The sequence below is a fragment of the Janthinobacterium sp. Bl 1 genome, assembly GCF_058215535.1.
In genome coordinates this window covers 4,080,269-4,094,444 of sequence record NZ_CM177086.1, presented here as the reverse complement: position 1 = coordinate 4,094,444, position 14,176 = coordinate 4,080,269, and the positions used below count along the sequence as shown (strand labels likewise).

Genomic DNA, 14,176 nt, shown 5'->3' with positions numbered 1-14,176 from the left:
AGGTATTTTTGTTATAAAAATGGAATCAAATATCGCCAGGTGGTGTATTGTTGTTGCTGTTTAAAATACAACAATCTGGAGTTCTCCTCATGTCCCCACTGCGACGCGGTTTTATCTCTTTTGCCTTGCTGGCAGCCAGTCCGGCCCTGCATGCCACGCCTTTTCCCGTCGAGGCCATGTTTGAGGCGGAAAGTACGGCGCCTGGCGCGCCATGGGTGCTGGAAAGCCAGGGCGGCAACGTGGTTTCCGGCGGCGGCTATCTGAGTACGCCGGCTGACCTGGCGCGTGCCGAGTCTCCAGGCGCGGCGACGCAATTGTCGTACAGCGTGGCCGTGCCCCGCGATGGCAACTATACGATCTGGCTGCGCGTGCTGGCGCCGGCGGCGAACGCCGCGTCCTTGTACCTGGCGGTCGACAATGGCGCCTATGCCAGTGCATCCGTGCCGTTCACCACCGGCCAGCCACCGAAGTGGACCTGGCTGCCCGTCACCCGCTGGCTCGCGGCGGGCGAGCGCGAACTGAAACTCCAGTACCGCGAGGGCGGCCTGGGGATCGATTGCTTGCTGGTCACGGCGCTGGCCGATTTTGTCCCGCAAGGCTATGGCGTGTATCCGCTGCCCACCGTGCTGCCGCCCGCCGGCGAGCATCCGCGCGTGTTTGCCCGGGTGGGGGACCTGGCCGCGATACGTAGCCGTTTCGAGTCCGGCGCGCAGGAAATGGTGCAGCATCGCGCTGTCCTGAACGGGTTTGTCGCGGCACCGGCGGTGGTGGCGTTGCCCGTGTTCGTGCCTGGCGGCCCGGCCAGGAGCAATCACCAGGTCGATGCCGTGAGCGCGATCAAGGCGAAGGCGCTGTACTCTCTGCTGTACGAACGCGGCGGTTCGGCGGCGCAGGCGCAGCGGGGCCGGGAAGCCGTGCAGATGCTGCTCGACTACCTGGCGGCCGTGCAGTTTGCGCCTGGTTACAATCACCCGAACGAGAAAGGCGATATCATCCTGGCCAGCGCCATGGTGTATGACTGGTGCTTCCATCTGATGAGCGCGCAGCAGCGCGCGTATGTCGTCGCGCGTTTTACGCAGCTGGCGGCCACGATGGAAATCGGCTTTCCGCCATCGCGGCAAGGCCCCGTCGTCGGCCATGGCAGCGACAACCAGCTGCTGCGCGACCAGCTGTCGGCCGCCATCGCCTTTTATGACGAGGCGCCGCTGGTCTACAACATCGTTGCCGGGCGCTTCTTTGCCGACTATATCGCGCCGCGTAACTATGCCTACGCGGCGCAAGCGTATCACCAGGGTGCGTCGTATGGCACGGTGCGTTTCCTGGCGGATATGTACGCCGCATGGATATTCCGGCGCATGGGCGCCGCGCCCGTGTTCGATCCCGTACAGCAGATGACGCCATATCACTGGCTGTACACGCGCCGCCCCGACGGACAATGGATGCGTGATGGCGACGTCTATCACTCCTCCTACACCAACAGCAGGGAGTATTGGAGCGAACCGCTGGCCTTCATGCTGCCCGCCACCTACTACAACAATCCCACCTTGAAGCATGAGTATTTGAAGCAGTCGCTGCAGCCGTCGACCAGCTTTATCCACCCGAAGGACAGCATCTGGCCTATCCTGCTGGGCAATACGGCCATGGGCAGCACGCCGAGCCCGGTGGCATTGCCCTTGACCAAATATTTTCCGGATCCCGCCGGCCTGATGATCGCCCGCACGGGGTGGACCGATGGCATACATGTGGAGTCAGGCAATGTCGTGGCGACGATGAAGCTCGGCGGCGACTGGTTCGGCAACCACGAGCATTATGACGCCGGGCATTTTCAGATTTACTACAAGGGCGGCCTGGCCATCGATTCCGGTATTTATAGCGGCAGGGATGTGGCCGATCCCAGCATCCCCCTGGAATACGGCAGTGCGCACGACATGAATTATCACAAGCGCAGCATCGCGCACAACACCATGCTGGTGCATGACCCGGACGAGAATTTCGACGGCTATGCCAATGATGGCGGGCAGCGCTTTCCGGGCGACGAGCCGTCATCCGTGGCGGAACTGGCCAATGGCTACAAGGTGGCCACTGTCCTGCGCCAGCAGCAGGTCGGCGGCGCGGCCGGGGCGCCCGACTTCAGCTACATCAAGGGCGACCTGACTGCCGCGTACAGCAGCAAGGTGCGCCAGTTCCAGCGCTCATTCGTGTTCTTGAATCTCAAGAATACGGATCACCCGGCGGCCCTGATCGTGTTCGACAAAGTCAGCGCCAGCGACGCGGGGTTCAAGAAGACCTGGCTGCTGCACAGCCAGTTTGAGCCGCAAATCAGCGGCGACACGGTGCTTATCCAGCGCACGGACTGGGATTACAACAGCACCTTGCAGTACAACGGCAAGCTGATCAACCGCACCTTGCTGCCGGCGAATGCGTTGCTGGCCAAGGTCGGCGGCAGCGGCAATGAATTCAGCGTCGGCGGCACGAACTATCCTATCCAGCCTGAAGCCGATTATTCGACCGAGGAAGCAGGCGCGTGGCGGCTGGAAGTGTCGCCGCCGGGCGGGAACGAAACGGATGTGTTCCTGAACGTGATGCAGGTGATGGATGCCAGCAGCACGCTGCCTGCGCTGCCGACGACGGCCATCGATTCGGCCCTGCTGGCTGGCGTGAAAATCCAGGACCGCGTGGTGCTGTTTTCCAAAAGCGGCTTGCCGCTGGGCGGGACCGTCACCGTCGAGTTGCCGGCGCACAGCGCATCCATGCAGGTGCTGGTGGCGGATTTGCAGGCGGGAAGCTGGACGGTGAGCAAGCGTGGCACGGATGGCCCCATCGAAGATGAGGTGAGTGACGGCGGCGGCACCCTGTATTTTGTTGCGAATGGGGGCGGTGTGTACGACCTGCAGCGCAAGTAGTCGCTGGCGTGTCACTGCCTCACCGGCCGTGCCGCCAGCTGTGCCGCTGTGGCGTAGATCGTCACGTCGTCGAACGCGAGCCGGCCCAGGTGCGCATAAAACGCCAGCGCCGGTATCAGCCACGACGCCGCGTCGCCCACTATCCCGTTGACGCGCAGGCCGGCCGCGTCGAATTCCCGGTGAAAGTAGTCGCGCAGGTCGGCGCGGCCGGGATGGTCGATGCGGCGCTGGGCGACTGCCGAATCGAACGGGCGCACGGGCACGTCCCAGCGTCGGCCGTCATGGTCCAGGCAGGCCAGCAGCTGTGTATCGTCTTCCCATACGCGCACGGGAAAGGTGTCGCCCATGGCGTCTTCCAGCGCGTGATAGAACGTCACCGGTCCCATGGAAATGCCGAGGCCCAGCACCTTCGCCTGATCGCAGCCGATGAAGCGCTGCCAGGGCGAGTCCATGCCGAAGATCGAGGGCGCGTGGTGGTGTGCCTCGGTAAGGTGAACGGCATGGCGGCCCCACGCGGACACGGAGTGAGTAGGGTGGATGCTGCGCCGGACACCGGCGCTGGCCAGGAAGGCTTCGGGCAGGCGGCCCATGTGCGTGCCATGGCGGCGCGGGTCGAACACATAGTCGGACATGGCGCAGGTGGCGCGCACCGTGCCGCCGGGCAGATAATAGGTGGGCAGCAGCAGGGTGCCTTGCGGGCCGACGGCGTCCTGCAGGGCATGTACGACGGCCGGTGCGCCGCCTTCCACGTAGCCGAGGCTTTTCAGCGAAGAATGGATGAACAGCGTATCTCCGTGCGCGATGCCCAGCCGCGCCAGATCGGCGGCCAATCCGGCACGCGTCACGTGGGGCGCACTGTGGCGCACGCGCCGGGCGCTGGCGGCGCGGCGCCATGCTTCCAGTGCGGCCCTGGCGGCGCGCTTGGCCTCGTCAAGCATCTCCGATTTCCATTTCCAGCAGGTTGGCATCGATGCAGAACTTGGCCGCCCAGTTCAGGTAAGCCCATGTCCCGTAGTCGCCATCGACGGGAAACGAGCCCTTGACGCCGCCGCGCGCATGCGCGGGACCGTCGATGCTGATGGAGCGCCGCACGAAACGGTTCAGGCGGCGCCCTGCGTCGAGGTAGCGCCGCTCGCCCGTGAGCTGGTACAGCAGGAACAGACAATGGGCGTTTTGCGCGGAACCTGTGAGGCAGGCGTAGCCGGCCCCCGGCTGGAAGTCCGGGCCGAGGCGACCCGCCAGATAGCCGTCGTCCCTCACGGCCTTGGCGACGCTCGTGCCGGTGCGCGCGGCGGCGTCCAGCAGGCCGGCGCGCGCCGAAAAGCGGTGCGCTTCGAGCAGGCCGCGCAAGGCGTAGCCGATGGTATGGGTCAGCGGCAGCAGCGGGTTGTCCAGGCAGTTCGAGGCGAACCAGCCGTTGGGGCGCTGCTTGGTCAACGCCCAGTCGACCTGGCGCAGGCCGGCCGCGCCATAACCGTGGCCCGGTGCGACGCGGTCCGCTTCAAACAGGCCCCACGCCACGTGCGTTTCGTAGGCCTTGTCGCCGGCGCTGGCGAAGGGCGTCGGATGGCGGCGCCAGCAGCCGTCGGCATCCTGGCTGTCGCGCAGCCACGTTGCCGCGCGGTGCATGGCGTCCTGGTAGGCTTCGCCGTACGCTGCCACGCCGGCGGCCAGGCCCAGCAAAATCTGCCCCGTGTTGAAGGTGACGGGCACGCGCGGCGTGGAGTCGATCTTGCCGCCCTGGAAACCGCCTTCGGGGAACTGGATGGCCACGCACCAATCGAGCATGCGGCGCGCCCGCCCGTGAAGGGCATCGTCGCCCGTGCGCTGCGCCAGGGCGATGACCGTGGGGATGATGTAGCCGGTGGTCTCCGGGTAGGAACTCGACCAGCCTGTCAGCAGGCTGTAGTCGCGCGCGACGCCGCCGTCCTTTGAGCTGGAATGGTCTTGCGCCGCGCACAGCCAGGCCGTGCAAGCCTTGACGATGGCTTGCGGCCCGGGGTCAAGGGCGGGCAGGCCGCGCCGGTCCGACAGCCGCTCCATGCGCGCCGCGGCCGGCAGGCTTGCCTGCGGCGCCAGTGTGTTCCGTATTTTCGTGAGCAAGGTGCGCATGGCAGTGACGGCGTAGTGGTGGGCTCCGGCTACTGTAGCGCCGGCAGCCGGCACGGCTATTGACTTGCCGCAAGGATCAGCCGCCGCATCGCCGCCGCCGGAATTGACGCATAATGGACGCCTCACCACCGTTGACGAGGCCCGCCATGAACAATGTCACGCTTGAGTACTCGATCGTCACCAATCCCGATTCCTTTGTCGGCTTCAAGTATTACGTCAAGGCGGGGCAAGCATTCGATGCCGATGATTTCGCCTATTCCTACAAGCTGAAACGCTCGGACCTGGACCCCGACAGCGTGCTGGCCACGCGCGAGGCGGCGGAAAATCTTCGGCCGGGCGAGTGGCTGACGGTGTCGCATTCGATTGCGGCGTAGCGATACGCTGTGTGTTTTTACTTTAACTTTACCGGCCTGCCAGGGACCTATGCATCTGACTCTTTCAGCATTTCCTGATATTTTCATTGTTCCAACCTTGCCTGAACACGCCGAAGCGCTGGCCGCCTTGGTGGCGCAAAACCGTGAGCCCCTGCAAGCTTATCTGCCCGCCGTGGTGCAGCTGGACTCGTTCGGCGAGGCGCAGGCCTATCTGCAGGCCGCTGCCGCGCGCGTGGCCAGCGGCGAAGTCCTGGAATGGCATGTTTTCTCCGGCACGGCCTTGTGCGGCAGCATCCGCCTGAAAGACATCGACACAGTGGACCGGAAAGCGAAAATTGGCTACTACCTCGGACACCAGTTCCAGGGCCGGGGCATCGCCAGCGCCGCGGTGCGCGCCGTCCTCGCGCATGCGTTTGGCGCGCTGCAGTTGCACCGCATCGAATTGGAGTGCGCGGCCGGCAATCACGCCAGCATCGCGCTGGCCGAGCGGCTGGGATTTGCGCATGAAGGCGTGCTGCGGCAGGGAGAACTGTTAAATGGCGTATTTGTCGACCTGCATGTCTTTGGTTTGCTGCAGCCGGACTTTGTGTCGGAAGGCGCAGCGTTGCCTATTTAATGGCGCTTCCAAATTGTAAAATTGCGAGAGCGTTAATCATTTCCCACGTAAAATAGAGTGGATATAAGGTTAGCGTCTGTAATAAAATGGATGATCGATAAGAGAGCATGTGAAGAAAAATTGTTGAATGTAATTGTCCGATATTTAAAGGAATAAATGATACGTATCCTTTCTGTCTTAATGTTAATGTCGGCAATTGTTGGATGTGCGACCTCCAGTACCGGACCAGTTGCAGCTGGGCCTGATACCTTTGTTGTTTCTCGTCAAGCTGGCGCATTTCCGAGTGGAAGGGAGCCACTTCTGGCAGAAGCCCTTGTAGAGGCAAATGCCAAATGTGCGACTGTCGGGAAAGCAATGAAATTGTTATCGATCGTTGAAAACCCCGGGCCTTATGTCTTCGGGAATTACCCGAAGGCTACCGTTATATTTTCGTGTACGTAATTAAAAATAAACTCAATGGGATATTGTTTGGTATGAAGAAATCTGTTTTTGTCTCTTTTTCCTTGTTGGCCGCGTTATCCGGCTGCGCGACGCAGTTAGATGTTGGTGCGGAAAAAGTACGTATAGTAACGGCTACTCAAAAAGAGTATTGTGAATCGTTGGGCATCGTTAGTACAGATCAACAACTTGGACTCAATAAAGCGTCCAATTCGATGAATAAGGCAATTAATGAAGTTGCACGACGGGGTGGGAATGCGATATTTTTGGTTTCGACGGGAACGAGCGGTTTGGATGGCGTAGCAGTCACTGCTGAAGCTTTGCGCTGCAAAAGTCGCTAGTTGCTTCTATTTTAAGTCTGAATGACCTGCCGATACCACCAAGGCTTGATTTTTCTACTACTGCCCGAGTCAGGCCGTAGCGATAGCAGCAATGCACAGTATATGGCCACACGGACCGATGACTTTTACATTCTTGCTTACCTCGATTGATTCATTGTCGAGTCATTTTTTCGTTATTGCCTCAGGTGGGTGGGGCTGGGGCAAACCACACCCGCAGCTCATCCTCGGCCCTCCGCGCCGTTGCCTGCGTCAAGGTCAGCACGATGATCTTTTCCCGCGCCGGGCGGTGGTCATCGCCGACGGCCAGTTCGATGGCTTGCTCGAAGCTCGTGTAGCCGTGGCCGAATTCACGCGGGCATTGCTGCACGATGCGCGCCGCCTTGTCGGCGTTTCTGTCCGCCAGGTTGACGATGGGATTGCCGTCATGGAATGGCTGGCCGGCTAGATGCCGAACACTTTCAAGATCGTGTCCGTCAATCCCTCGAACCAGCTGCCCACCTTACCCGGATGCTTGCCGTGGCGCGGGGTTTCTTCGTACAGGTAGATGCCGTTGCCGCCATCGAAGCGGTCGTTGAGCAGCGCTTGCTGGCCGTGCAGGTAGGGGATGAAGGTTTCGCTGCGCAGAGTCGAGTACAGCACGTCGGTGCTGAAACCCAGAGTGGCGGACTGGCTGATGGAGCGTCCCTGGCCGGCCCGTTCCAGGCGCACGCCACGGCAGCCGCGCACGATCAGGGTGACGGGGCCGCGAAAGACGATGAAGCGCAGCTGCAGGGTGAGCCAGGCGTGCAGGCTGGCCAGGCGCCAGTGGCTGCTGATCGCCAAAGGCTGGCCCGCATCGGCAATCAATCCGACCAGTCCCCGCGGCTGGAACACGAGGGCGCTGCCGGCTGGCAGGTGGACGATGGCCACTTCCAGCAGCGGATCGTCGCTGGCGGATATCGTCACGGATGCCGGCTCGCCGCTTTCCAGCCGGGTCAGCGCCACCATGCCGGCGGCCAGGCTGGTGAACGGGAAGCGCCAGTCCAGCAGCCATTGCGTGCGCTTGGTGCTGCAGACGGGCGACGATTGCAGGTATTCGGGATGGATCAGCATCCGCTGCCCGGGCTGCAGCAGCAAGCCCTGCGAGACGGCGGAAATGCGCGATTCGCCCTGCGGCGGCAGGGGCAGGGACGTGCCGTTGAGCTGCATGTCGCGCGCGATCGACAGCGGCGGCAAACGGGCAGCGATGGGCGCCAGCACGAAGTAAAAGAAGGCTTTGATCGCCACGGGCAGCAAAATGGCCGACAGCACCAGCAGGGCGGCCGTGGGCGCCACGTCCATGACGGGCGCGCGCCAGCGGGCAATCCAGTTGCGCGCCAGCTGCGTTTCGCCGGCCGCGATGGCTTTTTGCACGGGCGCCAGCGCGCCGGCCAAGGCTTGCGTGTCGATGGCGAACGGGGCGGGGCGGGCGGGGTGGCCGGTGCGCGCGCGCTGCGCTGTCCAGGCCTGATACGCTTGCAGGTTGATGTCGCGCAGGCGCTGGCCTTGCGCTTCGAGCTGCGACAGCTGCGCGTAGACGTCGCTGCCGGGCAGGCGGGCCGCCAGCGGGTGCTGCGCTTCCAGTTGCCGGCGCTGGCGCAGGTTGGCTTGCAGCGCGGCATACGCGCGCACATGTTCCGCGTGCAGGCGCGCCAGGGTCTGCCGCGCATCTTCGCCACTGATCGCCGCTTGCAGGGCCGTCAGATAGCGGGCTTCCTGCGCCAGCACTTCGATCTCCACGCGGCGCGTGGCTTCTTCCTGCGCGTGCAGGGCCAGGGTGGTCGTGTCGGGCAGAGGGAGGGTGAACAGCGACGGTTGCTGCCGCGCGCGCAAGGCGGTCAATTGCACCTGCACTTGCGCCAGGCGCGTGGCGATGGCCGCTTGCGAGGCCTTTTGCAAGGCGTTGACCCGCGCCGTGGCGGCAGCGGCCATGCCGGCGCCATGATGATCGGCGCCGTCGGCGGCCAGCCTCAGTGCGGCCACGGCCTCGCTGCCGGCGCTGTAGGCGCGCCATTCGGCCAGCAGCATGCGTCCGGCCAGCAGGATGACGATGAACAGGGCAAACTGCAGCGCGTGGCGCAGCAGGAAGCGCAGGGTGGCCGTCAGCAGCTGGCGCAAGGAGATACCGTCTTAGGCGGCCGCGCTATCGGCGTCGGCACAGCATTTCTTGTACTTCTTGCCGCTGCCGCAGTGGCACGGGTCGTTGCGGCCCGTCTTCGGCAGTTCGCGCAGCACGGTGGCGCCGGGCTGGCTTTGTTTCAGGTGGCGCTGGCGCGCCCAGGCCGCGTTGATGGCGATGACGGCGGGAATCACGCCATCCATGGCTGTTTCGGCTGCATCGTCATCGAGTTCGCTGGCCGTGGCCAGGTGCTGGAATGGCGCCAGGTACTCAGGGTGGCTGACGGCCAGGGCCGCCCACTGGGGCTTGTCCAGGCTCGTGCCAAGTACAAAGCCGGCGCACCAGGCGGGCACGCTCCATTCGGGGCCGCAGACGTAGATGGGCTCGAAGCTGTCCGGGTCCTTCGCCAGCCATTCGACCATGTAGGCGTGGTGGCGCTGCGCCAGGCTGGCCGCCCGATCTCTGGCCTCGTCCTGCGCTGGCAAGGCGCTGCCGGCCGTCTTGTCCCACACCCATGGCAGCCACTGTTCCGGCGCGATCTGTTTCGGGCTCAGGGCGACGGCCGTGAGAAAACCTTCCAGCATCGACACGTCCATGGCGCGGCTTTCCAGCGCAGGCGCGGCCAGCAGGGTGTCGAGTTCGGCGTATTCGTCGTCGGAGAGGGGCGTGGTGGTGGAGATGCTGGACATAATATTCTTTGGTGATGTGAGTGGAGTGGCCGGCGGCCCTGGCCGTATTGTACCGCCCGGCCGGGCAAAAACCGGCGCTGGAATGAAAAACGGCGGCCCGCAGGCCGCCGTTGTCAGCTAAGGCAGAAGCTTACTTCACGCCGTGCATCAGTTTGTTGATCAGCGGTGCGATCAGGAACAGCACGACACCGGCGCCCAGCAGGGACCAGAAGCCGAAGGTGTAGCCGGACAGGGCCGACTGTACCGACATGCCGCTGGTGCCGCTGACGTGGCTGGCGAAGATGCCCGACAGGTTGTTGCCGATACCGGTCGACAGGAACCAGCCGCCCATGCCCAGGCCGACCAGGCGCACTGGCGCCAGCTTGGTGACCATCGACAGGCCGATAGGCGACAGGCACAGCTCGCCGATCGATTGCAGCACGTAGACGGTGGTCAGGGTCCAGAACGGGATCTTGTTATCGGCGCCAACCAGGCTCGACAGAGCGAAGATCAGCAGGCCGAAGGCCAGCGCATTGCCCAGCAAGCCCAGGCCGAATTTGCGCGGGATCGAAGGATTGACGTTGTGGCGCGCCAGGAAGACCCAGATGGCGGCGATGATCGGCGCGAAGACGATGATGGCGACCGAATTGACGGTCTGGAAGTAGGCGGTCGGGAAGATCCAGAAGCCCAGGTCGCGGTTGACGATCTTGTCGGCCAGGAAGGTAAACGAGCTGCCTGCCTGTTCGAAGAACATCCAGAACAGGATGTTGAAGACAAAGATCAGCAGCATGGCGATGACGCGGTCACGCGCAACTTTACCGTTGCGTATGCCTTCGATCATCAGCATCACGGCCAGGCCGACGAACAGCACGGTCAGGACGATTTGCAGCTTTTCAGCGCCGACGGTCAGCAGGAAGTACATCAGCGGGATCACGCACAGGGAACCGACGGCCACCCAGACGACGCGCATCGGGTTGCCGGAACCGGCTTCAGGAGCGCCGATGCCTTTCAGGGCGCGGCGGCCGATGGCGAACCATACCAGGCTGATCAGCATGCCGAAACCGGATGCCATGAAGACCATCTTGTACGATGGCATGGCGCTGGTGCCGAAGATCGACTCGGCCAGCCACTGGGTGAAGACAGGGGCAACCATGGCGCCCATGTTGATACCCATGTAGAAGATCGTGAAGCCGCTGTCGCGGCGCGGATCGGCTGTCGTGTACAGCTTGCCGACCATGGTCGAAATGTTCGGTTTGAACATGCCGTTGCCGACGATCATGGTGGCCAGGCCCAGGTTGAAGATGTCCTGGTTCGGTACCGAGATGCAGAACAGGCCTGCAGCCATGAAGACGGCGCCCAGCAGGATGGAGCGCTGGTAACCGATGACACGGTCGGCGATGTAGCCGCCGAACAGGGCGCCGGCGTACACCAGCGCGAGGAAGGAACCGTAGGTCAGGTTGGCCGCTGCCTGTCCCGAACCGTCGCCGCCATGGAACTGGGCCACGATGTACAGGACCAGCGCCCAGCGAACTCCGTAGAACGCGAAGCGTTCCCAGAATTCAGTCATGAACAACATCCACAATGGGCTTGGATGGCCCATAATCTGCTTGAACTCGGGAATAACGGCTTCCTTGTTGGGCGTAGTCGCACCGCTCATGCGGTTCCTCCTGAAAAATTATTATAGTCAATCGATACAACGAACTTATGGAAGCCTGCGGGCGGCGGGGACTCTCATGAAGAACCTCACGCACGGGAATTCCAATAGGCTGGCATTCTAATCTACAAATTGCGCTGAGCGAAGGTTTCGATTCGCATTAGCAAGAATGACTGTTTCATATTAGTCAAACCGGTTTGCAGGCAAGGGCGGGCCCGGCGATTTTGCGGCGGCACAGCACAACTTGCCTGACTTGTCGTATATTAAGGCTGCAAGACCTTCGAGCATCGATTTTTAAAGGGATTTTTCGCATTATGGAACACGACGTTATCGATACTCTGGTTTCACCGGAAGGCCGCCTGGACGTGCTCTCCAAGACTGAAGTCAACAAACTGCTCGACACCAGCCAGGGCGGCCTGTACAACACCTTCCGCCGCTGCGCGCTGGCGGTCTTGAATTGCGGCAGCACCATCGACGATGGCCGCGCCCTGCTGGAGCGCTACCAGTCGTTTGAAATCTCGATCATCCAGCGCGAGCGCGGCATCAAGCTCGACATCAAGGGTGCGCCGGCCATCGCCTTTGTCGACGGCAAGATGATCAAGGGCATCCACGAGCATCTGTTTGCCGTGTTGCGCGACATCATCTTCGTCAGCGATGAAGTGACGGGCAACCCGAAATTCGACTTGCAGAGCACGGAAGGCGTGACGGACGCCGTCTTCCACATCCTGCGCAACGCGAACGTGCTGCAAACCCAGCTCAACCCGAACCTGGTCGTGTGCTGGGGCGGGCACTCGATCAACCGCGCCGAATACAACTATTCGAAGGAAGTGGGCTACCAGCTGGGCTTGCGCGGCCTCGATATCTGCACCGGCTGCGGCCCCGGTGCCATGAAAGGCCCCATGAAGGGCGCCACCATCGGCCACGCCAAGCAGCGCCTGCACAATGGCCGCTACCTGGGCATCACGGAGCCGGGCATCATCGCGGCCGAGTCGCCGAACCCCATCGTCAATGACCTCGTCATCATGCCGGACATCGAAAAACGCCTGGAAGCGTTCGTGCGCGCCGGCCACGGCATCGTGGTGTTCCCTGGCGGCGCGGGCACGGCCGAAGAGATTTTGTACATCCTCGGCATCCTGCTGCACCCGGATAACGCCGAGATTCCTTTCCCGCTGATCTTCACGGGCCCGGAAACCTCGCGCGAATACTTCGTGCAGATCAACCAGTTCATCCACGACACCCTGGGCCCGGAAGCGCAGCAGCGCTACAAGATCATCATCGACGATCCGGAACTGGTGGCGCGCGAAATGCTCGAAGGCATACGCCAGGTGCGCGAATTCCGCAAGGCGCACAGCGACGCGTATTACTTCAATTGGCTGTTGAAGATCGACCACGAGTTCCAGAAACCGTTCCAGCCCACGCATGAAAACATGCGCAACCTGAGCCTGCACAAGAACCAGCCCACGCACTTGCTGGCGGCCCAGCTGCGCCGCGCGTTTTCGGGCGTGGTGGCGGGCAACGTCAAGGATGACGGCATCCGTTCGATCGAAAAGTACGGCAACTTCGAGATCCACGGCGACAAATCCATCGCCGGCCCCATGGATGCGCTGCTCGCCTCATTCGTGGCGCAGCACCGCATGAAACTGGCGGGTACGGCATACGTGCCGTGCTATACCGTCGTCCAGTAAACAGTTTTTTAGTCACCGCGCCGCCCGTCCTCTGCGTTTGTCGGGGGAGGGTGGCGCTTTTCCATTGATGCACCCATCGTGTTCCTTCGCCGCCACAGGCAATCAAATCGCTTGCGTCAACGATTCGTGGGTGCTATCTTTGGAACCGGTTCCAAAATAAAAATATGCAGGTCAACAGGTAGTGGAGAACAAGCTTGGATTCAGTACGCGGCAGTAAAAAAACAGTTTCCGGCGAGCCGGCACGGCCCGTGACCATCGCCCAGGTGGCGCGCGAGGCAGGCGTGTCGAAGACGAGCGTGTCGCGCTTTCTCGGCGGCGAACTCGATGCCCTGTCCGAGAATATCCGCCAGCAGATCACCAGCACCATCGCGCGCCTCGGCTACCAGCCGAACCAGATGGCGCGCGGCCTCAAGCGGGGACGCACGCGCCTGATCGGCATGGTCGTGGCGGACATGCTCAATCCCTACACGGTGGCCGTGCTGCAAGGCGTGGAAGCGGCTTGCCAGCAGCATGGCTATACCCTGATTTTATGTAATACCGGCAATGACGAACAGCGCGAACGCCAGTCGCTGGCCGCGCTGCGCTCGTACAGCGTGGAAGGGCTGATCGTCAACACGCAGGGACGCAACATCGAGTCGTCCGACTTGCAGCAGGCGGGCATGCCCATCGTGCTGGTCGACCGCCGCATCGAGGGCGCCGACTTCGACCTCGTGGGCCTGGACAATGTGCAGGCGGGCCGGCTGGCCACCGCGCATCTGATCGAGCAGGGTTTCGACGCCATCGCCTTCGTTGCGCCGCCCTTGACGGGCGTCAGTTCGCGCCTGATGCGCGCCGACGGTTTCCAGTCCGTGATGGCCGAGCATCCGGGCTGCGTGGGCGAAGTGCTGGCGGTGGACCTGGACGACCGGCCCGCCATCGACGCGCAGGTGCGGCTATGCCTGGCGCAATGGCGCGGCCGCCGCGTGGCGCTGCTGGCCTCGAACGGCATGGTGGCGCTGGAACTGGCACTGATGCTGCAGCGCCTCGCATTGCGCATGCCGCAGGACGTGGGCTTGCTGGGCTTTGACGAATTGCCATGGTCGCCGCTGGCCGGCTTGAGCACGATCGAGCAGCAGACGTACGAGATCGGCTTTTCGGCGATGACCTGCATGCTGTCGCGCCTGCAGGGTGAACAATGCCCGCCGCGCGAGGTGCTGTTGCCAGGCAAACTGATTGTGCGCAACTCCACCCGGGGCGGCGACTGACGGG

The 14,176-nt window shown here is 62.7% G+C and carries 12 protein-coding genes; 6 read left to right on the top strand and 6 right to left on the bottom strand.

Annotation, left to right across the window (positions count from 1 at the left end):
* Positions 1-89 precede the first annotated feature (89 nt).
* Positions 90-2,903 carry a heparinase II/III domain-containing protein gene (locus tag AC4BCN_RS18420; protein WP_338679038.1) on the top strand — a complete coding sequence of 938 codons (2,814 nt, stop codon included), beginning with the start codon at positions 90-92 and terminating at the stop codon, positions 2,901-2,903.
* Between the two features lie 11 nt (positions 2,904-2,914).
* Here AC4BCN_RS18420 and AC4BCN_RS18415 read toward each other — a convergent pair whose 3' ends face one another.
* Positions 2,915-3,841, bottom strand: coding sequence for an AAC(3) family N-acetyltransferase (locus tag AC4BCN_RS18415; protein WP_338679037.1), 927 nt, complete (start codon positions 3,839-3,841; stop codon positions 2,915-2,917).
* Positions 3,834-5,015 (bottom strand): prenyltransferase/squalene oxidase repeat-containing protein, encoded by a 1,182-nt coding sequence (locus tag AC4BCN_RS18410; protein ID WP_338679036.1) that lies wholly within the window; start codon positions 5,013-5,015, stop codon positions 3,834-3,836. Before AC4BCN_RS18410 ends, AC4BCN_RS18415 begins: the two co-directional genes overlap by 8 nt.
* 146 nt (positions 5,016-5,161) lie before the next feature.
* Between AC4BCN_RS18410 and AC4BCN_RS18405 the strand changes: the two genes are divergently transcribed.
* The 3 genes from AC4BCN_RS18405 (at position 5,162) to AC4BCN_RS18395 (ending at position 6,784) form a co-directional block, all read left to right on the top strand.
* Positions 5,162-5,389 carry a hypothetical protein gene (locus AC4BCN_RS18405; RefSeq protein ID WP_338679035.1) on the top strand — a complete coding sequence of 76 codons (228 nt, stop codon included), beginning with the start codon at positions 5,162-5,164 and terminating at the stop codon, positions 5,387-5,389.
* A 97-nt stretch (positions 5,390-5,486) separates the two neighbouring features.
* The gene (locus AC4BCN_RS18400; protein ID WP_338679034.1) at positions 5,487-6,005 is read left to right on the top strand and encodes a GNAT family N-acetyltransferase; all 519 of its coding nucleotides are present in this window, start codon (positions 5,487-5,489) and stop codon (positions 6,003-6,005) included.
* Positions 6,006-6,478: 473 nt separating this feature from the next.
* Positions 6,479-6,784: a hypothetical protein gene (locus AC4BCN_RS18395; RefSeq protein ID WP_128142854.1), complete on the top strand. Its 306-nt coding sequence runs from the start codon at positions 6,479-6,481 to the stop codon at positions 6,782-6,784.
* Between the two features lie 181 nt (positions 6,785-6,965).
* Here AC4BCN_RS18395 and AC4BCN_RS18390 read toward each other — a convergent pair whose 3' ends face one another.
* From AC4BCN_RS18390 to AC4BCN_RS18375, 4 genes are all read right to left on the bottom strand, one after another.
* Entirely contained in the window at positions 6,966-7,151 is a 186-nt protein-coding gene (locus AC4BCN_RS18390; RefSeq protein ID WP_338679033.1) for a hypothetical protein, read from the bottom strand.
* A 74-nt stretch (positions 7,152-7,225) separates the two neighbouring features.
* Positions 7,226-8,920, bottom strand: coding sequence for a hypothetical protein (locus tag AC4BCN_RS18385; protein WP_490491445.1), 1,695 nt, complete (start codon positions 8,918-8,920; stop codon positions 7,226-7,228).
* Positions 8,921-8,932: 12 nt separating this feature from the next.
* Entirely contained in the window at positions 8,933-9,610 is a 678-nt protein-coding gene (locus tag AC4BCN_RS18380; RefSeq protein WP_490491444.1) for a UPF0149 family protein, read from the bottom strand.
* Between the two features lie 130 nt (positions 9,611-9,740).
* Positions 9,741-11,246 carry a peptide MFS transporter gene (locus AC4BCN_RS18375; RefSeq protein WP_128142857.1) on the bottom strand — a complete coding sequence of 502 codons (1,506 nt, stop codon included), beginning with the start codon at positions 11,244-11,246 and terminating at the stop codon, positions 9,741-9,743.
* Between the two features lie 311 nt (positions 11,247-11,557).
* Here AC4BCN_RS18375 and ppnN point away from each other — a divergent pair, with 311 nt between their 5' ends.
* The gene (ppnN, locus tag AC4BCN_RS18370) at positions 11,558-12,928 is read left to right on the top strand and encodes a nucleotide 5'-monophosphate nucleosidase PpnN (protein ID WP_046683005.1); all 1,371 of its coding nucleotides are present in this window, start codon (positions 11,558-11,560) and stop codon (positions 12,926-12,928) included.
* 194 nt (positions 12,929-13,122) lie between these two features.
* Entirely contained in the window at positions 13,123-14,172 is a 1,050-nt protein-coding gene (locus tag AC4BCN_RS18365) for a LacI family DNA-binding transcriptional regulator (protein ID WP_485877662.1), read from the top strand.
* The last annotated feature ends 4 nt before the right edge of the window (positions 14,173-14,176 follow it).